24 protein-coding genes and 1 riboswitch are annotated in these 22,286 nt (G+C 39.0%); of the genes, 18 read left to right on the forward strand and 6 right to left on the reverse strand.

Annotation, left to right across the window (positions count from 1 at the left end):
• The first annotated feature begins 19 nt into the window (after nucleotides 1–19).
• The 10 genes from CTN01_RS22960 (at nucleotide 20) to CTN01_RS04565 (ending at nucleotide 8,193) form a co-directional block, all read left to right on the forward strand.
• Nucleotides 20–316 (forward strand): hypothetical protein, encoded by a 297-nt coding sequence (locus tag CTN01_RS22960; protein ID WP_244156137.1) that lies wholly within the window; start codon nucleotides 20–22, stop codon nucleotides 314–316.
• Between the two features lie 179 nt (nucleotides 317–495).
• Nucleotides 496–975 (forward strand): hypothetical protein, encoded by a 480-nt coding sequence (locus CTN01_RS22965; protein ID WP_244156138.1) that lies wholly within the window; start codon nucleotides 496–498, stop codon nucleotides 973–975.
• A 138-nt stretch (nucleotides 976–1,113) separates the two neighbouring features.
• Complete coding sequence (locus CTN01_RS04530; protein WP_107342097.1) at nucleotides 1,114–2,073, forward strand: hypothetical protein; 960 nt, start codon at nucleotides 1,114–1,116, stop codon at nucleotides 2,071–2,073.
• Nucleotides 2,074–2,211: 138 nt separating this feature from the next.
• Nucleotides 2,212–3,171 (forward strand): hypothetical protein, encoded by a 960-nt coding sequence (locus tag CTN01_RS04535; RefSeq protein WP_107342098.1) that lies wholly within the window; start codon nucleotides 2,212–2,214, stop codon nucleotides 3,169–3,171.
• A 138-nt stretch (nucleotides 3,172–3,309) separates the two neighbouring features.
• Complete coding sequence (locus tag CTN01_RS04540; RefSeq protein WP_107188606.1) at nucleotides 3,310–3,504, forward strand: hypothetical protein; 195 nt, start codon at nucleotides 3,310–3,312, stop codon at nucleotides 3,502–3,504.
• Entirely contained in the window at nucleotides 3,505–4,242 is a 738-nt protein-coding gene (locus tag CTN01_RS04545) for a DUF2931 family protein (RefSeq protein WP_107342099.1), read from the forward strand.
• 81 nt (nucleotides 4,243–4,323) lie between these two features.
• A complete protein-coding gene (locus tag CTN01_RS04550) occupies nucleotides 4,324–5,061 on the forward strand; it encodes a DUF2931 family protein (protein ID WP_107342100.1) in 738 nt (245 codons plus the stop codon).
• 81 nt (nucleotides 5,062–5,142) lie between these two features.
• A complete protein-coding gene (locus CTN01_RS04555; protein WP_107342101.1) occupies nucleotides 5,143–5,877 on the forward strand; it encodes a DUF2931 family protein in 735 nt (244 codons plus the stop codon).
• A 258-nt stretch (nucleotides 5,878–6,135) separates the two neighbouring features.
• Complete coding sequence (locus tag CTN01_RS04560) at nucleotides 6,136–7,095, forward strand: hypothetical protein (protein ID WP_107342102.1); 960 nt, start codon at nucleotides 6,136–6,138, stop codon at nucleotides 7,093–7,095.
• 138 nt (nucleotides 7,096–7,233) lie between these two features.
• On the forward strand, nucleotides 7,234–8,193 hold the full coding sequence (locus tag CTN01_RS04565) for a hypothetical protein (RefSeq protein WP_107342103.1): 960 nt from the start codon (nucleotides 7,234–7,236) through the stop codon (nucleotides 8,191–8,193).
• Nucleotides 8,194–8,506: 313 nt separating this feature from the next.
• Here CTN01_RS04565 and CTN01_RS04570 read toward each other — a convergent pair whose 3' ends face one another.
• The 6 genes from CTN01_RS04570 to hutX form a co-directional block, all read right to left on the reverse strand.
• Complete coding sequence (locus CTN01_RS04570; RefSeq protein ID WP_045150647.1) at nucleotides 8,507–8,971, reverse strand: GNAT family N-acetyltransferase; 465 nt, start codon at nucleotides 8,969–8,971, stop codon at nucleotides 8,507–8,509.
• A 580-nt stretch (nucleotides 8,972–9,551) separates the two neighbouring features.
• On the reverse strand, nucleotides 9,552–10,052 hold the full coding sequence (locus CTN01_RS22970; protein ID WP_244156145.1) for a hypothetical protein: 501 nt from the start codon (nucleotides 10,050–10,052) through the stop codon (nucleotides 9,552–9,554).
• Nucleotides 10,053–10,472: 420 nt separating this feature from the next.
• Nucleotides 10,473–12,266 carry an SEL1-like repeat protein gene (locus CTN01_RS04585; RefSeq protein ID WP_107342104.1) on the reverse strand — a complete coding sequence of 598 codons (1,794 nt, stop codon included), beginning with the start codon at nucleotides 12,264–12,266 and terminating at the stop codon, nucleotides 10,473–10,475.
• Between the two features lie 631 nt (nucleotides 12,267–12,897).
• Nucleotides 12,898–13,305, reverse strand: coding sequence for a hypothetical protein (locus CTN01_RS04590; protein WP_005368261.1), 408 nt, complete (start codon nucleotides 13,303–13,305; stop codon nucleotides 12,898–12,900).
• Nucleotides 13,306–13,509: 204 nt separating this feature from the next.
• Nucleotides 13,510–14,067: a heme utilization protein HutZ gene (gene hutZ, locus CTN01_RS04595; RefSeq protein WP_045130810.1), complete on the reverse strand. Its 558-nt coding sequence runs from the start codon at nucleotides 14,065–14,067 to the stop codon at nucleotides 13,510–13,512.
• A 55-nt stretch (nucleotides 14,068–14,122) separates the two neighbouring features.
• Nucleotides 14,123–14,638: a heme utilization cystosolic carrier protein HutX gene (hutX, locus tag CTN01_RS04600; protein ID WP_045148609.1), complete on the reverse strand. Its 516-nt coding sequence runs from the start codon at nucleotides 14,636–14,638 to the stop codon at nucleotides 14,123–14,125.
• Between the two features lie 375 nt (nucleotides 14,639–15,013).
• Between hutX and CTN01_RS04605 the strand changes: the two genes are divergently transcribed.
• The 8 genes from CTN01_RS04605 (at nucleotide 15,014) to CTN01_RS04640 (ending at nucleotide 22,155) form a co-directional block, all read left to right on the forward strand.
• Complete coding sequence (locus CTN01_RS04605; RefSeq protein ID WP_045132663.1) at nucleotides 15,014–15,820, forward strand: energy transducer TonB; 807 nt, start codon at nucleotides 15,014–15,016, stop codon at nucleotides 15,818–15,820.
• Nucleotides 15,821–15,823: 3 nt separating this feature from the next.
• Nucleotides 15,824–16,525: a MotA/TolQ/ExbB proton channel family protein gene (locus tag CTN01_RS04610; protein WP_005368267.1), complete on the forward strand. Its 702-nt coding sequence runs from the start codon at nucleotides 15,824–15,826 to the stop codon at nucleotides 16,523–16,525.
• Entirely contained in the window at nucleotides 16,522–16,947 is a 426-nt protein-coding gene (locus CTN01_RS04615; protein ID WP_045148611.1) for an ExbD/TolR family protein, read from the forward strand. The genes CTN01_RS04610 and CTN01_RS04615 overlap by 4 nt, the downstream gene beginning before the upstream one ends.
• Complete coding sequence (locus CTN01_RS04620; protein ID WP_045148612.1) at nucleotides 16,940–17,809, forward strand: heme/hemin ABC transporter substrate-binding protein; 870 nt, start codon at nucleotides 16,940–16,942, stop codon at nucleotides 17,807–17,809. The genes CTN01_RS04615 and CTN01_RS04620 overlap by 8 nt, the downstream gene beginning before the upstream one ends.
• Before the next feature lie 48 nt (nucleotides 17,810–17,857).
• Nucleotides 17,858–18,895: a FecCD family ABC transporter permease gene (locus CTN01_RS04625; RefSeq protein WP_045148613.1), complete on the forward strand. Its 1,038-nt coding sequence runs from the start codon at nucleotides 17,858–17,860 to the stop codon at nucleotides 18,893–18,895.
• Entirely contained in the window at nucleotides 18,892–19,731 is an 840-nt protein-coding gene (locus CTN01_RS04630; protein ID WP_045148614.1) for a heme ABC transporter ATP-binding protein, read from the forward strand. Before CTN01_RS04625 ends, CTN01_RS04630 begins: the two co-directional genes overlap by 4 nt.
• A gap of 405 nt (nucleotides 19,732–20,136) precedes the next feature.
• The gene (gene purR / locus CTN01_RS04635; RefSeq protein ID WP_005368274.1) at nucleotides 20,137–21,141 is read left to right on the forward strand and encodes an HTH-type transcriptional repressor PurR; all 1,005 of its coding nucleotides are present in this window, start codon (nucleotides 20,137–20,139) and stop codon (nucleotides 21,139–21,141) included.
• Nucleotides 21,142–21,339: 198 nt separating this feature from the next.
• Nucleotides 21,340–21,430, forward strand: a riboswitch (cyclic di-GMP riboswitch).
• 134 nt (nucleotides 21,431–21,564) lie between these two features.
• The gene (locus CTN01_RS04640; protein ID WP_005368275.1) at nucleotides 21,565–22,155 is read left to right on the forward strand and encodes a TfoX/Sxy family DNA transformation protein; all 591 of its coding nucleotides are present in this window, start codon (nucleotides 21,565–21,567) and stop codon (nucleotides 22,153–22,155) included.
• Nucleotides 22,156–22,286: the final 131 nt, after the last annotated feature.

Here is a 22,286-nt window from a genome sequence, read left to right on the forward strand (position 1 = left end):
AGATAGATTGAAAATAATAATGAAACATACCCCGTACAATTCACAGCACATTCCGCCACAAGCGCCAGCGAATCATAGCGGCTTTTGGGCTAAAATGGCCAGAACAGGCCGGCACTTTCCTTTTACTCGTAATAATCACCATGTGTCACTTAGAAAGCTTGTATCTCGAAAGCCGTCCGCCCTTAAAAAATTAAGTCCGACAGAGGAAAGTTATAACGAACGTCAAATTGATGATATTACCTTTCCTTGGTGGGGGCTGATTTATTATCATTCCGTAACTTGTGCAAAATACACGGTACTTTATGCGGTTCCGTAATCCTTTTGGTTTTCGGTGCCATGAACCTTTCGGATAGCTCAGGTCAGGATGAATACAATCAAATCTACCTCGGTATAACTTGTATTGGGGTCGTTTGTTTTTTACTTTGGCAATCTTACTCTTTTTTTGATGTTAAACTGCCGCGAAAACCGTTATTTAGATTGAGTAGAGAAACGGGGATGGTCACGTTATTTGGTCAGGGCGATAAGGTAAAATTTAGTCATCCTTTTATTGAGTTTGATTGCTACCTATCCACAATGCCAACGGCACAAGGTGCTATTGATTACAAACTGTTACTCATTCATCGTTACAACAACTACAAATTTGGTGTGCCCATTGGTCGTTTTATTCATGGCTCAAGAGACTTCAATGAATACCAACGTTTATGGAACATGATCCAAGCGTATATGGATGTAAGCCAGCCTTTACCCGACATTCCAATGAATGAGCCTTTTCGCCATAAAGACAGTGCAACCGTTGCTTATGACAAGGCACATAATCGAAAGCCTGACTTCTGGTTCAGTATGAATGATGAAGAGTTTATACAAGCGGCATTGAAAATTGAGGAGAAGCAAAATTCAGAGCCACCATTAGGAAAAGTGATACCGATCCCTATTATAAAGCCTAAAGCAACCACACCAAACACGGCTTCTGCCTAACGCATAATAAGCACGCCCATCTCGGCGTGCTTTTTTATGGAGGTCATATCTCATAATCAGGCCAATTATTGCCCAGTCTATTTAGCGTGTATTCTCACTCAGGGAATCTTTAACACCGAAGAAAGATTGAAAATAACCATGAAGCATAATCCTTATAACTCACAGCACATTCCGCCACAAGCACCGGGGAATCAGCAAGGCTTTTGGTCTCAAATGGCCAGAAAAGGTGTGCACTTCCCATTTACTCGTAACAATCATCATGTGCCAGAAAAAGAGCTGCGATCCCGTACCCCCTCTGAACTGAAAAAGCTTAAGACATTTGAGAGTGATATATACAGTGAGCGTGAAATTCACGACATCACTTTCCCATGGTGGGGCTTGGTCTATTTTTATGCCGTGACTTTTGCGAAAGGTACCGCAATATTTATGATGCCGTTAGCATTTGTTCTTCTGGGGATAATATATCTCGTAACCAACATTTCACCGCAATCATCAATCGATATTTTGACTTTTCTTTTATACATATTGATCCCATCCTTACTCATTTGGTGGTCTTTCTCTTTTTTTAATGGAAAATTACCCATTAAAACGTTATTTTCATTAAGCCGAGAAACGGGCATGGTCACACTGTATGGTTTCGGTAATAATGTGCGATTTAGTCACCCTTTTGTTGAGTTTGATTGCTATCTGACAACATCGCCAACCCCACAAGGTTTTATTAATTATCAACTGTTTCTTGTTCATCGTTATAATGGTTACAAACATGGGGTTCCCATTGGCCGTTTTATTAATGGCTCAAGAGATCTTGATGAATACAAGCGCTTATGGAACATGATCCAAGCGTATATGGATGTAAGCCAGCCTTTACCAGACATTCCAATGAATGAGCCTTTTCGCCATAAAGACAGTGCAACCGTTGCTTATGATAAGGCGCATCATCGAAAGCCAGACTTTTGGTTCAGTATGGATGATGATGCGTTTGAACAAGCAGTGACGAAAATTGTTGAGAAGCAAAATTCAGAGCCACCATTGGGTGAAGTTATACAGATCCCTACCACAGATTCTATAGCAACCACACCAAACACGGCTTCTGCCTAACGCATAATAAGCACGCCCATCTCGGCGTGCTTTTTTATGGAGGTAATATCTCATAATCAGGCCAATTATTGCCCAGTCTATTTAGCGTGTATTCTCTCTCTGGGAATCGTTAACGCCGAAGATAGATTGAAAATAATCATGAATCATACCCCGTACAATTCACAGCACATTCCGCCGCAAGCGCCAGCGAATCATAAAGGCTTTTGGTCTCAAATGGCCAGAAAAGGTGTGCACTTCCCATTTACTCGTAACAATCATCACGTGCCAGAAAAAGAGCTGCGATCCCGTACCCCCTCTGAACTGAAAAAGCTTAAGACATTTGAGAGTGATATATACAGTGAGCGTGAAATTCACGACATCACTTTCCCATGGTGGGGCTTGGTCTATTTTTACGCAGTGACTTTTGCGAAAGGTACCGCAATAATTATGATGCCGTTAGCTTTTTTGGTTTTTGGTGGTATGAACCTTTCGAGTAAGGCAATTCAAAGTGACTTTAACCAGATTTATCTTGGGTTAATCTGTATATCAGTGGTGTGTTTACTCATTTGGTGGTCTTTCTCTTTTTTTAATGGAAAATTACCCATTAAAACCTTATTTTCATTAAGCCGAGAAACAGGCATGGTCACACTGTATGGTTTCGGTAATAAGGTGCGATTTAGTCACCCTTTTGTTGAGTTTGATTGCTACCTGACAACATCGCCAACCCCACAAGGTTTTATTAATTATCAACTGTTTCTTGTTCATCGTTATAATGGTTACAAACATGGAGTTCCCATTGGCCGTTTTATTAATGGCTCAAGAGATCTTGATGAATACAAGCGCTTATGGAACATGATCCAAGCCTATATGGATGTGAGTCAGCCTTTGCCCGACATTCCAATGAATGAGCCTTTCCGCCATAAAGACAGTGCAACCGTTGCTTATGATAAGGCGCATCATCGAAAGCCAAATTTTTGGTTCAGTATGGATGATGAAGCGTTTGAACAAGCAGTGACGAAAATTGTTGAGAAGCAAAATTCAGAGCCACCATTGGGTGAAGTTATACAGATCCCTACCACAGATTCTATACCAACCACACCAAACACGGCTTCTGCCTAACGCATAATAAGCACGCCCATCTCGGCGTGCTTTTTTGTGGAGGTCATATCTCATAATCAGGCCAATTATTGCCCAGTCTATTTAGCGTGTATTCTCACTCTGGGAATCGTTAACGCCGAAGAAAGATTGAAAATAACCATGAAAAATACCCCGTACAACTCACAGCACATTCCGCCGCAAGCACCGGGGAATCAGCAAGGCTTTTGGTCTCAAATGGCCAGAACAGGCCGGCACTTTCCTTTTACTCGTAACAATTATCATGTGCCAATTAAAGAGCTGGTATCACGAAAATCCTCTGAGCGTCAAATATTCGAATGTAAACAAGGACAGTAAATGAAAAAGATCATATCAACAGGAGTACTCTGCCTATTACTGGCTGGTTGTAGCATGATAAATAGAGAACGCGTACCTGATGAAGTTCCAAATTGGACTGTGGCTTATGCTATGCCATCATTTTATCCAGTCAGAGTCACTAAAGCATATGGTATTAATACGCAAGAAGATTGGACCTCTATTTTACACACTCATAGTCAATTTATGACGGTTAGTGACTTCAACCGTATTAAGGGCTTTTTACCTGATTATAATGGCTATGGATTACCACTTTACTTTACTACGATGGGCGGGTATAGACAAATTCGACCTACCAATCATTTACCCGACAAAGTCGTGCTTTACTGGACATCCCTTTTTAACGCGAAGTTCTATATTACTGAATTAGATGTCACCCCAAAAATGAAAGCGCTGATGTATAAACAACAAAACCATGTTGAGGCTGATGGAATAAACCGAACCTGCTACCAAACGACATTTGATTTTGGTTTCCTACCAAATGGACAAGTGAAAGTGTGGCTAGAAGGGTGTGGCAAGTATACGTACGTTACTGAGCTATCGCCAACGAGCACACCCGAAACGGACTATAACGGAAGTACTTACTCTGATCACAACCAGACAAGAAACTCTGTACTTAAAAGAGCTAAAAAGGCTAACGCAACCTTAACGCCTATCCCTTGGGACAAGGTAAATAAGGTTTATACATCTAAACATTTTACTGTTGACCAGCTTCATTAATATTGGCCTACCGCCTCACAGGTTTCTGTGAGGCGCTTAATGAAAGAGCTAGATTAAGCGTTCCTTAAACAAGGACAGTAAATGAAAAAGATCATATCAACAGGAGTATTCTGCCTATTACTGGCTGGTTGTAGCATGATAAGTAGAGAACGCGTACCTGATGAAGTTCCAAATTGGACTGTAGCTTATGCTATGCCATCATTTTATCCAGTCAGAGTCACTAAAGCATATGGTATTAACACGCAAGAAGATTGGACCTCTATTTTACACACCCACAGCCAGTTTATGACGGTTAGTGACTTCAACCGTATTAAGGGCTTTTTACCTGATTATAATGGTTATGGCTTACCCCTCGCTACTACTACGATGGGCTGGTATAGACAAATTCAACCTACCAATCATTTACCCGACAAAGTCGTGCTTTACTGGACATCCCTTTTTGATGCGAAGTTCTACATTACTGAATTAGATGTCACCCCAAAAATGAAAGCGCTGATGTATACACAACAAAACCATGTTGAGGCTGATGGAATAAGGCAAACCTGCTACCAATCGATATTTGATTTTGGTTTCCTACCTAATGGTCAAGTGAAAGTGTGGCTTAAGGGTTGTGGTAAGTATACGTACGTTACTGAGCTGTCACCAACGAGCACCCCCGAAACGGACTATAACGGAAGTACTTACTCTGATCATAACCAGACAAGAAACGCTGTACTTAAAAGAGCTAAAAAGGCTAACGCAAGCTTAACGCCTATCCCTTGGAACAAGGTAAATAAGATATATTTATCAAAGAATTATATTGTAGAACAGCTTCATTAATATTGGCCTACCGCCTCACAGACACCTGTGAGGCGCTCAATTAAAGTTCTAGATTCAGCGTTCTTTAAACAAGGACAGTAAATGAAAAAGATCATATCAACAGGAGTATTCTGCCTATTACTGGCTGGTTGTAGCATGATAAGTAGAGAACGCGTACCTGATGAAGTTCCTGATTGGACGGTTGGTTACGCTATGCCATCATTTTACCCTGTCAGAGTCACTAAAGCATATGGTATTAACACGCAAGAAGATTGGACCTCTATTTTACACACTCATAGTCAATTTATGACAATTAGCGATTTAGAACGAATTAAAGAGTCTCAATCGGACTATGATGGATATGGATTATCGTTAACTTTTGGGATCGCTCAATACTCCCAGATAAGATATACAAATCATTTACCCGATAAAGTTGTGCTTTATTGGACGTCCCTTTTTGACGCGAAGTTCTATATTACTGAATTAGATGTCACCCCAAAAATGAAAGCGCTGGCCTATAAAAAGCAAAGTTACATTCGACCAGATGGAATAAAACGAGCTTGCTACCAAACGACATTTGATTTTGGCTTCTTACCAAATGGGCAAGTGAAAGTATGGCTTGAAGGGTGTGGCAAGTATACGTACGTTACTGAGCTGTCACCAACGAGCACACCCGAAACGGACTATAACGGAAGTACTTACTCTGATCATAACCAGACAAGAAACGCTGTACTTAAAAGAGCTAAAAAGGCTAACGCAACCTTAAGACCTATCCCTTGGGACAAGGTAAATAAGGTTTATACATCAAAACATTTTACTGTTGACCAGCTTCATTAATATTGGCCTATCGCCTCACAGAAATCTGTGAGGCGTTTTAGTTTTATATGATTCGTAAACCATTACATTAAAACATAATAAAAACTAATCCAAAATTACGTTAACACGATATGAATGAGTAAAGGATCTAACGCATAATAATCTGCGTGCTTTTTTGTGGAGGTCATATCTCATAATCAGGCCAATTATTGCCCAGTCTATTTAGCGTGTATTCTCACTCTGGGAATCGTTAACGCCGAAGAAAGATTGAAAATAACCATGAAAAATACCCCGTACAACTCACAGCACATTCCGCCACAAGCATCTGGGAATCAGCAAGGCTTTTGGTCTCAAATGGCCAGAAAAGGTGTACACTTCCCATTTACTCGTAACAATCATCATGTGCCAGAAAAAGAGCTGCGATCCCGTACCCCCTCTGAACTGAAAAAGCTTAAGACATTTGAGAGTGATATATACAGTGAGCGTGAAATTCACGACATCACTTTCCCATGGTGGGGCTTGGTCTATTTTTATGCCGTGACTTTTGCGAAAGTTATTGCAATCTATTTTATGCCGTTAGCTTTTTTGGTTTTTGGTGGTATGAACCTTGTGGATAGTTCAGGACAGGATGAATACAATCAAATCTATCTAGGCATGGCATGTATTTTAGTGGTGTGTCTACTCATTTGGTGGTCTTTCTCTTTTTTTAATGGAAAATTACCCATTAAAACCTTATTTTCATTAAGCCGAGAAACGGGCATGGTCACACTGTATGGTTTCGGTAATAAGTTGCGATTTAGTCACCCTTTTGTTGAGTTTGATTGCTACCTGACAACATCGCCAACCCCTCAAGGTTTTATTAATTATCAACTGTTTCTTGTTCATCGTTATAATGGTTATAAACATGGGGTTCCCATTGGCCGTTTTATCAATGGTTCAAGAGATCTTGATGAATACAAACGCTTATGGAACATGATCCAAGCCTATATGGATGTGAGTCAGCCTTTGCCCGACATTCCAATGAATGAGCCTTTCCGCCATAAAGACAGTGCAACCGTTGCTTATGATAAGGCGCATCATCGAAAACCAGATTTTTGGTTCAGTATGGATGATGATGCGTTTGAAAAAGCAGTGACGAAAATTGTTGAGAAGCAAAATTCAGAGCCACCATTGGGTGAAGTTATACCGATCCCTACTACAAACTCTAAAGCAACCACACCAAACACGGCTTCTGCCTAACGCATAATAAGCACGCCCATCTCGGCGTGCTTTTTTATGGAGGTCATATCTCATAATCAGGCCAATTATTGCCCAGTCTATTAAGCGTGTATTCTCACTCTGGAAATCGTTAACGCCGAAGAAAGATTGAAAATAACCATGAAAAATACCCCGTACAACTCACAGCACATTCCGCCGCAAGCGCTGGGGAATCAGCAAGGCTTTTGGTCTCAAATGGCCAGAAAAGGTGTACACTTCCCATTTACTTGCAATAATCATCATGTTCCAGAAAAAGAGCTGCGATCCCGTACCCCCTCTGAGCTGAAAAAGCTTAAGACATTTGAGAGTGATATATACAGTGAGCGTGAAATTCACGACATCACTTTCCCATGGTGGGGCTTGGTCTATTTTTATGCCGTGACATTCGGAAAATTTATTGCTCTCTATATGATGCCGTTAGCTTTTTTGGTTTGTGTTATGGCAAATATTCTAACTGAAGCTCCACAAAGTGACGTTAATACAGCATATCTTGGGTTAATCTGTATAACTCTGGTGTGTCTACTCATTTGGTGGTCTTTCTCTTTTTTTAATGGAAAATTACCCATTAAAACCTTATTTTCATTAAGCCGAGAAACGGGCATGGTCACATTGCATGGTTTCGGTAATAAGGTGCGATTTAGTCACCCTTTTGTTGAGTTTGATTGCTACCTGACAACATCGCCAACCCCACAAGGTTTTATTAATTATCAACTGTTTCTTGTTCATCGTTATAATGGTTATAAACATGGGGTTCCCATTGGCCGTTTTATCAATGGTTCAAGAGATCTTGATGAATACAAACGCTTATGGAACATGATCCAAGCCTATATGGATGTGAGCCAGCCTTTGCCCGACATTCCAATGAATGAGCCTTTCCGCCATAAAGACAGTGCAACCGTTGCTTATGATAAGGCGCATCATCGAAAACCAGACTTTTGGTTCAGTATGGATGATGAAGCGTTTGAACAAGCAGTGACGAAAATTGTTGAGAAGCAAAATTCAGAGCCACCATTGGGTGAAGTTATACCGATCCCTACCACAGACTCTATAGCAACCACACCAAACACGGCTTCTGCCTAACGCATAATAAGCACGCCCATCTCGGCGTGCTTTTTTATGAAAGGAATAAGATATTAAAAATTTAAACTAAATATTTTAAGTTAACTTTGATTAGAAAATCTCATCCAAAATCCTGTTAATACGATATGAATGAGCTTTTGTTCTAACAAGTTTTGGGGCAAAAATGAGCCAGCTATGAAAGCTAGCTCGAAGTTGGACAGAAACGTTTTAGCAGATTTGTGCGATTTGAGCCGATAGTTATTAAGAAAAGCATGCTAAAGATAATAAGGTCAGTATCACCCTTTATGATATTCGCAACACATATCCTTATATGTTAATTGTATTTTTCCATAACGAAGTTTCTTAGTTTTTGACCTCGAACTTCCATTTCTTGCGCTTTAACTACTTTAAACCCAAAGTATTCATAAAACGGTCTAGCTGTAATACTTACTTCTGAATACAAACGTTTAATATCACGTTCTTCTGCCAAGCTAAGTACATGAGACATTAAAGCTTTACCCACTCCCAGCCCTTGATATTCATGATGGCAAAAGAAATGGTCAATTAACCCATTTGATTGTAAATCATTATAACCAACAGTGATATTATCTATCTCAGCAACAAATGGTGATAATCCTGACATTCTCTTTTTCCAAACAGAGAAATCAAGACAATCTGGAGCCCACGCCTCTACTTGTTCTTGGGAGTAGTCACGAAGATTAACATTACGAATCGTGTTAAAGTGAATATCCCAAAGTGCTTTAGCATCCGATTCCACGTACTCTCTAATTGTTATCATCGTACTTCCTCCGTAATACAGTTAATGCCTTGCTAAGGGGTGAACAACGAAATATAAAAGTCGCCGTATACCAGCCCTAATGACTAAATTTAACGCATAGTAAAAATGCCACGCGTTGCGAATCACTTTTAAACAGTTTGCTAGAAGTAATTAACAACTAACAAAATGATCAGAATTACTTATGTACATCCTGATATTCTGATAAATCAACGTGTTGTTTTTACGACCGATCTTTTTCTTGGACTCTTTGGTGTTTACTGACCACTGTCCAAAAAAACAAAGTCACCTCCAACAGTTAAGGAATCAACTAGCTTAGGCTTTTTTAAGACTACCTGTACTTCAGTTCGCTTTATCTCGCCTTTCTCATTTGGCTGAACAAATGGTGAATGCAGTTCTGCTACATTGTACGGAATGTCTTCCTTTAGCTCATTTATTTTGTAAAGATTACCTGAGATAGCTAGTGGAATTGTATATTTTTCAGAAACATAGTATCTGGCAAACTTTTCAATATTACTATCGTCAAATAAGAACCTAGACCATGGGATTTTATTTCTTTTAAATTTAAGAACAATAAGTGATTTCAGCTCGTCGTCGCTCTCAGATAAAGCACTGATTTATATATTTTTTTAAGCGTACAAAGATAGTTACTTAACTTTCCTTTATTATTAAACGACTTATTACTTTCAACACTTGAGCCCCATCCTTCGCTTACCTTCCCAACTTCGAACACAGATAACTCTCGTAAAGCCTTGATTAAGATGTGCAGACGAAATTCAAATTTCTTTTCCGCTAAAGCTTTAAAAACTTCAGATTCAGAAGACTTAGCGATAATGTTTAATGAACCAGCTATATTGTACTTGCATTGCTCAGCGTGTATTTCATGTGGTTTCAATCTAAAACAAAGAGGAATCTCAATAGTTTTAGATGCGCATTTACGATTATGCCAGCTAAAAAAAGGTAGCTTTGCTTCGCAACCTAAAGTCTCACACCAAATTTGAGCTTCATCAGTTCGTCTTTCGTAAGTAATCACATCAATTTTATTAACAGTTAGCAACCTTGCTCTAGGGATTTTACTACCCACAAAACCTCCCATTACTTATAACAGTTTATTAGTAAGCATTCTTACTTTCACGCAAAACAATGCCGATAAAGTACGGCAATGACATTAAATTTAACTTTAAATATCATGATCTTGACTTCATTATTTTGTTTCAAAGAGATTATTTAAAATGTAGAAAGTAAGAAATGTATTCCATGAGTCTATTGCGCATATATATGTAAATAAAACTAATCCAAAATTGCGTTAATACGATACGAATGAGTATTTATCTAACTCATAAAGGGGCATTTCTGAGCTAGAACTGCCCTCCATGAAGTGCATTTAAGATACAAAAGACCGCCACTGTGGACGGTCATTTAATAATAAAGCTATGTTTACGCACTCAGTGTCGTTAAAGGCAAACTAAAGCCTAGTTATAAAGTATTCTTTAATCACAATTTTTTACATTACACTTAGGTTTCTTTGAGCGCTCGCATCTCCTCGCTCAGCGGCTTTTTTATACCAATACTCCGCTTGATTATCATTTTGAGGAACACCTTTACCAAATTGGTACATCCATCCAAGATTGGATTGAGCTCCAGCATGCCCTTGAGCAGCGGCTTTTTTATACCAATGCACCGCTTGTTTATCATCTTGTGGCACACCTCTACCGATTCTGTACATCATTCCAAGATTGTTTTGAGCGCTGGCATATTCTTGCCCAGCGGCTTTTTTGTACCAATGCACCGCTTGTTCATCATCTTGTAGCACCCCCCTACCACCTTCGTACATCACTCCAAGATTGGTTTGAGCTCCGGCTTGCCCTTGCTCAGCGGCTTTTTTATACCAATGCACTGCTTGTTTATCATCTTGTGGCACACCTATACCCTCTTGATACATCACTCCAAGATTAGTTTGAGCTCTCGCATCTCCTCGCTCAGCGGCTTTTTTATACCAATACTCCGCTTGATTATCATTTTGAGGCACACCTTCACCAAATTGGTACATACCTCCAAGATTGTTTTGAGCTCCGGCATGCCCTTGCTCAGCGGCTTTTTTATACCAATGCACTGCTTGTTTATCATCTTGAGACACACCTTTACCATATTGGTACATAACTCCAAGACGAGCTTGAGCTTCCGCATTCCATTGCTCAGCGGCTTTTTTATACCAATGCACAGCTTGTTTATCATCTTGAGACACACCTTTACCATATTGGTACATAACTCCAAGACGAGCTTGAGCTTCCGCATTCCCTTGTTCAGCAGCTTTTTGGTACCAATGCACCGCTCGTTTGTCATCTTGTGAAACAACTTCACCGTATTGGTACATCGTTCCAAGAACGGCTTGGGCTTTCACAAACCCTTGTTCAGCTGCTTTTTGAAGCCAATACGCCGCTTGTTTATAATCTTGAGGTACGCCTTTACCCTGAAAGTACATCAATCCAAGATTAGTTTGAGCTTCTGAAATTCCTTGCTTAGCGGCTTCTTTATACCAATACACCGCTTGTTTATTATCCTGTGGAACGCCCTTACCTTTAAAGTACATTGTTCCAAGATTAGTTTGAGCGGTCGCATCTCCTCGCTCAGCGGCTTTTTTATACCAATACTCCGCTTGATTATCATTTTGAGGCACACCGTCACCAAATTGGTACATCACTCCAAGATTGTTTTGAGCTCCAGCATGCCCTTGCTCAGCGGCTTTTTTATACCAATGCACAGCTTGTTTATCATCTTGAGACACACCTTCACCATATTGGTACATAGCTCCAAGACGAGCTTGAGCTTCCGCATTCCCTTGTTCAGCTGCTTTTTGGTACCAATACACCGCTTGTTCGTCATCTTGAGAAACAACTTCACCGTATTGGTACTTCATTCCAAGAACGGCTTGGGCTTTCGCAAACCCTTGTTCAGCTGCTTTTTTATACCAATGCTCAGCTTGTTTATCATCTTGAGACACACCTTTACCATATTGGTACATAACTCCAAGACGGGCTTGAGCTTCCGCATTCCCTTGTTCAGCAGCTTTTTGGTACCAATACACCGCTTGTTTATAATCTTGAGGTACGTCTTTACCCTCAAAGAACAATATTCCAAAGAGAGTTTGGGCTTCTGCATCTCCCTGCATTGCGAATTCTTTAAGATCTTTTATAGTATCGTTAAATTCAACAGTATTATCTTGACTAGCTGTTCTAATACTATTTTGTGAACATCCAGCCATAGTAATGCAGATCACAAAAAACATTAATATTCGCATAGTACCCCCATTGTGCTTAATAAGTATTAGCCTGACTAATACTTATATTTTTGTAATTTCAACTAACCAGATAAAATAAATTAAGAAGATAAGGTCAACTCTTAAATATCTACATCTAACATTCTCAACATTTCAAGCAATAATATACTCATCAAATACACTTAATATACTCGATATTATCTATATATATTATGACGTCGATAGCATTTTTTTACACCTAACACTTTGTGAGATGATATGAAAAGTAATAAATATATTTAATCAGTCTTTTTAAATACGGATTTCAATCAATAAAGTCACTATTTTTCATCATAGACGTTCATATAAACAGCAAATAAAACTAATCTAAAATCACGTTTATAAGATATGAATGATTACTTTTTCTAACGCACAATGGGGCAGAAATGAGTTTACTAATATCGTCTCTATCCAATTTTAATCAGCAAAGAAAACAAAGTAACTATAAGAACCATGCTTTCTTTTAGCTAAACCAAATAAACTTAGATACTAGCTCTTAAAATTATCGTTACACTTTTATGTACAGGGAACATGTTATTTATATCCACTTTAAATTGACTCAAGAGAAAAAAAGAGTGGCTATCAAGCCACTCTTTTCTTTTATTCTAATCAGTTACAAGCACACTGGCTTATCTTGACTTAGCATTCTCATGCCTTTAATAATTTTAAATAGCCAATAAAGTACAGCAACGATAGCAATGGCACCGCCAACAAATGGTAGAACATTTAACACAGTATTCATTACATCATGAAGCATTGAACCTTGTACCCAATAATCAGCACCGGCAACCATACCCGTTGTTGTTGCCGCTGTTACACCCAATACCACAAAAAATGTAAAGAATAAAAAGAAGCTACGGATAATGGAGTAATAGTGACTATATGTAAGCTCGTCTGTACCTTTGTTTAATTGGTATCCTGCATAAATGATCGCCACAATACCAGAGGTAAGCAGTGTAAACGGAGTAAGAAAGCTTGCTATATACGCAAACCAAACGCCTTTTTTATTATCTTGTGTCATAACGTTAATCCAAATCTGCAATAAAGGTAATGATTTGCCTCTAATTATCACAGGTATTTCAGCGACTTCAAGTTTCGCTGCAAATTAGAATGATCAGGATCAAAACAGGCTGTTTACACTTCGCTAAAGTCTGCTATAACACCCTAAACAAACAAATGCCTGTACATTTCTGCACAGGCATTTATAAGAGAATAGTTTGAAATACTATAGCTTTTCTTCGGCAGACTCGATCTCACTACCGTCTTTAACACGACGGTGACCTTCTTGTAGATGAACAAAATCAACTAAATCATCACCACTTACTTGGAATGCCTGGCCAAACCCTTTAACGAATAAACCTTGAGTCGGTGCTAAACGGAACAATGAAAAATCTTCTAACCCACTTAAGCCTTCTACAATTTCACCAAAACGCGTTTGCAGTGCAGCAATTCCTTGATGCCAACGATCTGATTTTCGTTCAATCACACTCACATCAGCTTCAAACGTTAGACGCTTACGGGCGTAAAGTACTTTAGATGCAGATTCGTCTTCAATCATCATTAAAGAGACTTGCGGGTTTTCAAGTAGATTTCTTGCATGTTTAGCAATTTGGCTAATTAATACGTAATAACCATCATCAAGCAAAGCAAACGGTGCATAGCTCACATTGGGTTTACCGTTCGCATCTACCGTGGCTAATTGTAGCGTTTGGCATGCTTCACGGAATTCTTTAATCTCAGGACCAAGGCGATTTTGCAAACGTTCCTGTTTTACTTCACTCATGATATTTCTTCCTCAATTTGACTAGCTTTATTTTTGCCTAGTTCTTCGACTCGATTTATTTGATTTGTTTTAACAACTTAAATTTCTCAATTTGTTCTGGGAACAAGTTACGTTGTTTGTCTCTACCTAAATAGACTTTAAATACACACTCGCCTGTTACTGCAAAAAAACCGATGAAGTAACTTTCCTGTCCCATAAAGGGTTTACTGACGAGCGCAATGTCAGAGACATGCTCTAAACGTAAGTGACCATGTAACTCGCCCTCTTTACCCATTAAATTATAATATCCACGCGCTTCTTTGCCTTTTGGGAACGCCGCTTTTACTTCGAAAATAGAACCCATTGAATGCACAATCGTAGTCACCGGTCCCCATTCAGGTAACGATTCTAAAATTGTTTTCGCTAAATGACCGGGCAATAAACACACCATCTCATCAGGGTAAGACATGACAACCTCACCTTCTGTTACGGCTAATTGCTCTGAGATCGAAACAGCATGAAGTTTAGGGTTCTCAGCTAATAAAGCAGCGACTTTCAATTTCAATTCTTCACGAGTGTATTGATCAAACACCTTGGTTTTCCTTCTCTTCAGATATTTCTATAAAGCCTGTTTCTATAGAAAAAACTATTTATTGCATCCATAAATTCTATTCGTTTTAACTTTAACCTTGTTACTTAGACGTTCTCAACTAGCAAGTCTAAGTCTTACATCATCGGCTAACTTTGTTCATGATATTAACGATTAAATAATATTGCAAATGATAATTGATATTATTCGTATTTCATGGATAATGAGGTTAATACGTGTTATAAACATTAGTGTTACATTTTTAAAATAAACCTAACCCATTGAATAAAAGTAATTATATTAAGAAAGACGCCATGCTAAAAACTGCAATTAAACATTTAGTTCACATTCCTTCATCTGTTCAATAAGGCTTAAATTGTGAATATTAAACGTTATCTCATTGCTGGCTGTGCCTCTATTCTCTTCCACAGTCTTATTGTGTCAGCAATGCCAGAGAAGAAGATCATTACTGTCCCTCTTGAAAAGTCGACAAGCGTGGCCGTCAACTTGGTATCACTGCCTAATATAAAACCAGAACCCATTGTTGAACCAGCTAAGGCACAACCACCCGCCATAGTGACTCCTCAACCTGTTGCTAAAACCACGCCAACACCAAAAACAACAATGAAAAAGTTGGTCAAAAAATCACAACCTGAAAAGAAAACGGTTAAGGCTCCTGTTCAGCCAAAAAAGAAAGCGCCGAAAGAAACGGTAAAAAAGCCAGTAACGAAAAATATTCAGAAGAAAGTTGAGAAAAAAACGGTTCCTAAAAACGTAGTAAAAACCGAAAGAAAAACTGAGAAGTTTGAACTTAAACCAACAGATTCTAGCAAGCCTGTGTCATCACAATTGGCATTAAATAAGCCAGTTAAAGCTAAAAAAACAACGGTTGGAGCAAATTCACCTCAACTTGTCTCAAAACCCACGTTTGCCACGAAGCCTTCCGCTGTGAAGTATCCACGATTAGCAAAACGTCGTGGAATTGAAGGCACAGTATTAGTTGAAGTACTGATTGCAAAAGATGGTCATCAAGTTAAACAGAAGCTGATTAAATCATCTGGCGCTAATGTGCTTGATAATGCGGCACTTAAAGCGATTAAAAAGTGGCGTTTCTCACCCCATATTGTTGACGGCATTGCTATTGCACACCGTGTTCAAATTCCCGTTCGTTTCAAATTGGATTAAATCATGCCTTTTATTGACAACCTCAACCAGCAACTTGGCCTAATGGCTTGGCCTCTTATTATTTGCTCAGTGCTCACTGTTATGATTTTAACTGAGCGTCTGATTCAAGTTTTGTTATGTACCGGTGTAGGCAAAACAAAAGTTACAGCACTCCTTGCTCAACAAAACCGTCACGACGAACACGCACTTGATAATTTAACCGAGGAGCTAAAACAGCAACGTCCTCTGCTTTATAAAGGAATTGCGATGTTAATTGCGCATCGCCATTTCACTAAACCATTACGTGAAGATGCTGCTGCTATTTGGTTAATACAAAAACGTACTGAATTACGTTCAGGTTTACGATTATTAAGTCTGATTGGTGTTATTAGTCCGTTACTTGGTTTACTCGGTACAGTGCTTGGTTTAATTGATATGTTTACCGGTATTTCCCATTCCACAGGCTCAGTGACTCCAAGCGATCTTGCTGACGGTCTTGGTCTTGCTATGCGAACAACGGCTGCTGGTTTGATCATCGCACTTCCTGCTATTACTGGTGCACAACTACTTGGGCTATGGGCTGATAATGTTACGGCTAAACTAGAACACAGTTTAAACCGTTGTAATCTTTGGCTTGAAGGGATGAATGTTGACGCTGAAAACGGGAAAACATCAGCCTGTGATACCTGCGAACAAAACCCTGCCGTTAATGGGACTGCATCATGATCAAAGCCAACAGTAGCGTTTTCCAAACTGAGGAAATGAATCCAGATCTGACTCCTTTACTGGATATTATTTTTATAGTCATGGTGTTTTTACTGTTAACAGCCACAGTGAAAATTAAATCCCTCGATGTCGATTTACCACAAACAGCAACCAAAACATTACAAACAACCCAAGCCGATCCTATTGCTATTAATTTAGTTTCAAAAGCGCCTTATTGGGCACTGCAAGGTAATAAAATCAATCAATGGGATGACTTCAAAACAGCCTTGTTACTAGAAGTGAAAACTAACCCAACGAAACCTGTTGTGATTGGTGCAGATAAAGCAGCCTCTGTTGAACAAATGCTCAAATTACTCGCTTTCTTGCAAGAAAATAATATCAAAGCGACTCAGCTACTTATGGAAGAATCAAACAATGAATAAACCCTCTCTATTAAAGACCTCTTTATTGACGCTGGTGTTAGGACTTAGTAGCTACGCGCAAGCAAATACGGACTCAGCAACTGAAAAAAATAAAATCATCAGTGCTGGTGCTTCAGTTACTCAAATTATTAACGCCTTAGATGCTAATGATCAAGTCGTCGCTGTTGATCTAACAAGTAAAGGATTAGTTGATAAATCTATTCCTAAAGTGGGTTATCACCGCCAACTTTCAGCAGAAAACTTAATGTCTTTATCCCCTACTCACCTTGTTGGTTCTAATGAAATGGGGCCACAAAGCACACTTAACCTGCTTGAGCAATCAGGTGTTGAAGTTGATATTGTTAATTCAGGGGAAACCGTCAAAGATCTACTCATACGTATCGATCAGATTGCAAAACTCACTGATCATCAAGATCGTGCTGAAAAACTAAAACAGAAACTTAATGTTCAGCTAAATAAAATTAATACCGCAACAGCCAATATTAAGACTCCTAAAAAAGTCTTGTTTTTAATGATCCATGATGGACGCCCAATTAACATTGCAGGAAGCAATACCACTGCAGATAGCATTATTACACTTGCTGGTGCTAAAAACCCTGCTGCAACATCAATCAGTAACTACAAGCCTATTTCTGGTGAAGCAATTGTTACCATGCAACCAGATATTATTTTATTGAGCACACGTACAGCCAGCAAGATCAAAACCATGCAAGATCTTATTGCCAAAATGCCATTACTTGCCGCAACACCAGCTGCAACAAATAATGCATTACTCACAATAAAAAGTACTGCGCTCATTGGCGGTTTAGGGCTCGAAAGTGTTGATGAAGCTTTAAAGTTTAATCAGGCTATTTACCCTTAAATTACGCCTCTATCATCCCTATTTATTCGTGCGCAAGGTTGTTGTTACATGTATGCAAAACGCTTCTCAGCCCATCATATTTATATAATAAGTATCGCCTTACTTATTTTTGCTGGGCTTTCTTCTATTGTTATTGGTCCTATGGCGATCAGTTATAAACAAAGTTTGTTAGCACTATTACCCGGTGATCATGAACTTGCTAAACATGTCAGCCTAGTGATCCATCAAATTCGTTTACCACGTACCCTTCTCTGCTTTGCTATCGGTGCAATTTTAGCTGTATGTGGCGCTGTACTACAGGGGCTCTTTCGCAATCCGCTTGCAGATCCAGGAATCATCGGAATCACTGGCGGCGCAGGCTTAGGTGCTGCAATAGCCATTGTTTTATTTGCCCCACTAACTGCATCATTCCCTCAGCTTTTAAACTTCGCTATTGTGCCTATTTTTGCCTTTATTGGCGGCGCAATCAGCACAGTTTTAGTTTATCGTCTTGGTACTGATAAAAACGGGACATCGGTGATGATCATGCTACTCGCTGGTGTTGCGATAACCGCAATTTCAGGTGCAGGGCTTGGGTTACTCAATTATGTCGCCGACGATCAAGCGTTACGTGACTTATCATTGTGGTCAATGGGTTCACTGGCTGGTGCTACATGGACAGGTATTATTCTCGCCTATTGCACATTCGGGTTACTGTTTAGCTATTTTTATCGTCATACCAGCAATTTAAACGCGTTGTTATTAGGCGAAGCTGAAGCTCGACATATGGGGGTTAACACGCAAAAACTAAAACGTAATTTAATTATTACGTGTGCTGCGGGAGTGGGTATTACTGTTGCCGTTTGTGGACCGATTGGCTTTATTGGGTTGGTTATTCCTCATGTAGGTAGAATGCTAACAGGCCCAAATCATAAAACCTTATTACCAATTTCAGCGTTACTTGGCGGCTTAATCCTCTTGGTGGCCGATATGATTGCTCGAAGTGCATTCTCACCGCAAGAACTGCCGGTTGGAATCATCACCGCCATGTTAGGCGCGCCTTTCTTTATCTATTTATTAGTCAATCAAAAGAGTCAGATGTCATGATGTTAAGTAATTCAGAAAAGCTCGACTTTACAGCAAGTAGCGACAAAGTCTGTGTTATTCAGGCTCGCGACTTATCATTACAATTTGGCGATAAAGTCCTGCTAAATCAGCTTGATATTGATATTCACGCAGGAGAAGTCACCGCATTACTTGGGCCAAATGGTGCAGGTAAAAGTACCTTGTTAAAGGTATTATGTGGTGAAATTACGCCAAAATCAGGCACGGTTTCTTTCTTTGATCAACCACTTAATAATTGGGTTCGGGAAGAATTAGCATGTCACTTAGGTGTACTCCCACAACATAGCGCATTATCTTTTGCCTTTACCGCTAAAGAAGTTGTCGAGCTAGGCGCAATTCCTTTGCAACTAACGTCACCTGAACTGAAAGAAGCGACAGCATCAAGTATGCAATACGTTGATATTAACAATTTAGCTAAGCGTCTCTACCCCACCTTATCAGGTGGTGAAAAACAGCGTGTGCATCTTGCTCGAGTTTTAACACAACTGAGTAAAGCGGGTGATAAATGTATCTTAATGTTAGATGAACCAACCTCTGCACTCGATCTCGCTCACCAGCATCACACCTTACAAATTGCTCAAAATATGGCTATGCAAGGCGCAGCTGTAATTGTGGTATTGCATGATTTAAACCTTGCAGCCCAATACACTGATCGGATGATTTTTCTTAATGAAGGAGAAATAAAAGCCGATGGCACACCAACAGAAGTGCTAACACCTAAAATAATAGATACCTTATATGGTTGGCCTGTAAGTGTTCATACCCATCCAACTGGTGATTTTCCTTACCTTTTATCAGCCAATCATTCTGTTTTTTAATGTGTTACCTGTTAATGGCTTGGATATACACTATAAATCAGCGCTATTAGCATGACAAACATCGAGTTTTTACGCTTTATGATCAATTAATTCAATCAAGTTGAATAGAAAGATTGCACAACGCAAAACACACAGTAAAATGTGAGCGCAAGCGATTACACATGTAAAAAGTGTAAGAACAGTTTCTATCTTCTAATGCCGCATTTTACTGCGGCTTTAGTTGTTTATGATCCAAGGCAATTGCAATACCCAATAACTCGGTATCAAATTGAATAATTAAGTAGCTAATAACTAAAGAATCTTCATCTCTGCGAGTGAACTCGTAGGCCATAGACTACGTAATTAATCAATTTGGTATCAAAACCTTTGTCAGATCCGAATCTGACCATGATAAGAAGAATAAATATGGCAACCATTAAAGACGTTGCACGTATGGCTGGTGTATCGACTACAACAGTGTCGCACGTGATCAATAAAACACGATTTGTTGCAGAAGCAACACAACAAAAAGTGTTGGCTGCAGTTGATGAGCTTAACTATGCTCCAAGTGCTGTAGCGCGAAGCTTAAAATGTAACACAACACGTACCATTGGCATGTTAGTCACTAAATCAACTAACCCATTTTTTGCTGAAGTCGTACATGGTGTTGAAGAGTACTGCTATAATTCAGGCTACACACTTATCCTATGTAACACTGAAGGTAACTTAGAAAAGCAACGTGATTACCTACGTATGCTTTCTGAAAAACGTGTTGATGGTCTGTTGGTTATGTGTAGCGATCTGGATCAAATGCTACTCGATTTACTTGAGCGTAAAAATGATCTGCCTATGGTTATCATGGACTGGGGCCCAGAAAGCCCACATACCGATAATATTCTAGATAACGCTGAAAATGGCGGTTACATCGCGACTAAGCACTTTATTGAAAATGGTCATAAAAAAATTGGCTGTTTATCTGGACAAGCTGATAAGTCTACTTGTCAAGAACGTCTAAAGGGCTTCCGTAAGGCAATGGCAGAAGCTGATCTCACTGTTAATGAGGATTGGCTACTTGACGGTGACTTTGAATGTGAGTCAGCCGTAGAAGCAGCTCAGAAGTTTATCGCAATGGAAGATCGCCCTACTGCTATCTTCTGCTTTAACGACATTATGGCAATGGCTCTGATCAGTACCTTTGAACAGGCAGGTCTGCGTGTTCCTGATGATATCTCTATCATTGGTTACGATAACATTGACCTTGCGCCCTACTTTGCACCACCGCTAACAACTATCCACCAGCCTAAACGTCGTTTAGGTAAAAAGGCTATCGAAATTTTGCTAGAGCGTGTGAAAGACAAAAATCATGAGCGTCAAACCTTTGAGATGACACCTAAACTTGTTGAGAGAAAATCGGTTAAAGATCTCAACTAATAAAATTTATCTTTCTATATTAAGAAAAAGCCGATAAGTTAACCTTGTTGGCTTTTTTTTACTGATAAAAAAACAATCATGAGTATTTATACTTATTAAGCTTATTTAAATAAACTAAGAACAAATACCTGAACCAATATCACATTTTTGAGAGCTTAAATTTAATATTAAAAGTATTATTTAATATAACTTTATATAGTCACGAACTGGCAAATTAATTGAAAGATTAAGACGCAAAACCACCGGCCTAAAAATTATATTAATAATTCAAGGTAGCGGGGTTACCGAAGGATTATTATTGAGCCGACAATATTATGACACAAACTTAACAATATATTGACAGTATCAATGTGTAGATTAATTAATCTATTTCCTCGCTCTTAATGTTTAGGTGACACTCATATTTTTTCACCGAGTAGAAGCATGGATAAACCAATATTAAAAGATTCATTAAAATTATTTGACCATTTTGGTTCAATAAAATCACGGTCGATGTTTGGCGGTTTTGGCATTTTTTCTGGTGATACAATGTTTGCATTAGTTGTGAACGATAAGCTTCACTTACGTGCAAATGCTGAAACTGAAAAGGAATTCAAACAAGCAGGCTTGGAACCCTACGTTTATAAAAAACGTGGCTTCCCTGTTGTAACCAAGCACTATGCAATACCCGATCAATGGTGGGATGAACCCACAAAGATTGTAGCTCAAGGCAGGTATTCACTGGATGCAGCAGAAAAAGACAAGCAAGAAAAGGAGAGTTGCGTACCTGACCGAATTAAAGATTTACCTAATCTACGATTATCAAATGAAAGAATGCTTAAAAAAGCAGGCATAAACACTATTGAACAACTTCAAGCAGTGGGCTCTCTTGGCGCATATAAAGCACTTCAGGAATCACAGAAAAGTCCATTAAGTATTGAACTGCTTTGGGCATTAGAAGGCGCAATTAGCGGACAGCATTGGTCAGTTATTCCTGAGCAACGTCGAAATGAACTATTATCTGCGTTATCTTAAAAATATAAATTGCCTTAAATATACAATGCTTAGGAATAAAAGATTCTCATTCTTTTATTTCTAAGTATACCTTACAAAAATAATTTCATTATTACCCTCACCTTCGCTTTATAAAATTTAATACTTATTTA

This window comes from Photobacterium angustum (genome assembly GCF_003026365.1).
GTDB lineage: Bacteria > Pseudomonadota > Gammaproteobacteria > Enterobacterales > Vibrionaceae > Photobacterium > Photobacterium angustum.

Excerpts from the sequence above, each read along its gene's own strand:
- CTN01_RS22960 (WP_244156137.1), top strand. The coding sequence starts at position 20 with ATGAAACATACCCCGTACAATTCACAGCACATTCCGCCACAAGCGCCA.
- CTN01_RS22965 (WP_244156138.1), top strand. The coding sequence starts at position 496 with ATGGTCACGTTATTTGGTCAGGGCGATAAGGTAAAATTTAGTCATCCT.
- CTN01_RS04530 (WP_107342097.1), top strand. The coding sequence starts at position 1,114 with ATGAAGCATAATCCTTATAACTCACAGCACATTCCGCCACAAGCACCG.
- CTN01_RS04535 (WP_107342098.1), top strand. The coding sequence starts at position 2,212 with ATGAATCATACCCCGTACAATTCACAGCACATTCCGCCGCAAGCGCCA.
- CTN01_RS04540 (WP_107188606.1), top strand. The coding sequence starts at position 3,310 with ATGAAAAATACCCCGTACAACTCACAGCACATTCCGCCGCAAGCACCG.
- CTN01_RS04545 (WP_107342099.1), top strand. The coding sequence starts at position 3,505 with ATGAAAAAGATCATATCAACAGGAGTACTCTGCCTATTACTGGCTGGT.
- CTN01_RS04550 (WP_107342100.1), top strand. The coding sequence starts at position 4,324 with ATGAAAAAGATCATATCAACAGGAGTATTCTGCCTATTACTGGCTGGT.
- CTN01_RS04555 (WP_107342101.1), top strand. The coding sequence starts at position 5,143 with ATGAAAAAGATCATATCAACAGGAGTATTCTGCCTATTACTGGCTGGT.
- CTN01_RS04560 (WP_107342102.1), top strand. The coding sequence starts at position 6,136 with ATGAAAAATACCCCGTACAACTCACAGCACATTCCGCCACAAGCATCT.
- CTN01_RS04565 (WP_107342103.1), top strand. The coding sequence starts at position 7,234 with ATGAAAAATACCCCGTACAACTCACAGCACATTCCGCCGCAAGCGCTG.
- CTN01_RS04570 (WP_045150647.1), bottom strand. The coding sequence starts at position 8,971 with ATGATAACAATTAGAGAGTACGTGGAATCGGATGCTAAAGCACTTTGG.
- CTN01_RS04585 (WP_107342104.1), bottom strand. The coding sequence starts at position 12,266 with ATGCGAATATTAATGTTTTTTGTGATCTGCATTACTATGGCTGGATGT.
- CTN01_RS04590 (WP_005368261.1), bottom strand. The coding sequence starts at position 13,305 with ATGACACAAGATAATAAAAAAGGCGTTTGGTTTGCGTATATAGCAAGC.
- hutZ (WP_045130810.1), bottom strand. The coding sequence starts at position 14,067 with ATGAGTGAAGTAAAACAGGAACGTTTGCAAAATCGCCTTGGTCCTGAG.
- CTN01_RS04610 (WP_005368267.1), top strand. The coding sequence starts at position 15,824 with ATGCCTTTTATTGACAACCTCAACCAGCAACTTGGCCTAATGGCTTGG.
- CTN01_RS04615 (WP_045148611.1), top strand. The coding sequence starts at position 16,522 with ATGATCAAAGCCAACAGTAGCGTTTTCCAAACTGAGGAAATGAATCCA.
- CTN01_RS04620 (WP_045148612.1), top strand. The coding sequence starts at position 16,940 with ATGAATAAACCCTCTCTATTAAAGACCTCTTTATTGACGCTGGTGTTA.
- CTN01_RS04625 (WP_045148613.1), top strand. The coding sequence starts at position 17,858 with ATGTATGCAAAACGCTTCTCAGCCCATCATATTTATATAATAAGTATC.
- CTN01_RS04630 (WP_045148614.1), top strand. The coding sequence starts at position 18,892 with ATGATGTTAAGTAATTCAGAAAAGCTCGACTTTACAGCAAGTAGCGAC.
- purR (WP_005368274.1), top strand. The coding sequence starts at position 20,137 with ATGGCAACCATTAAAGACGTTGCACGTATGGCTGGTGTATCGACTACA.
- CTN01_RS04640 (WP_005368275.1), top strand. The coding sequence starts at position 21,565 with ATGGATAAACCAATATTAAAAGATTCATTAAAATTATTTGACCATTTT.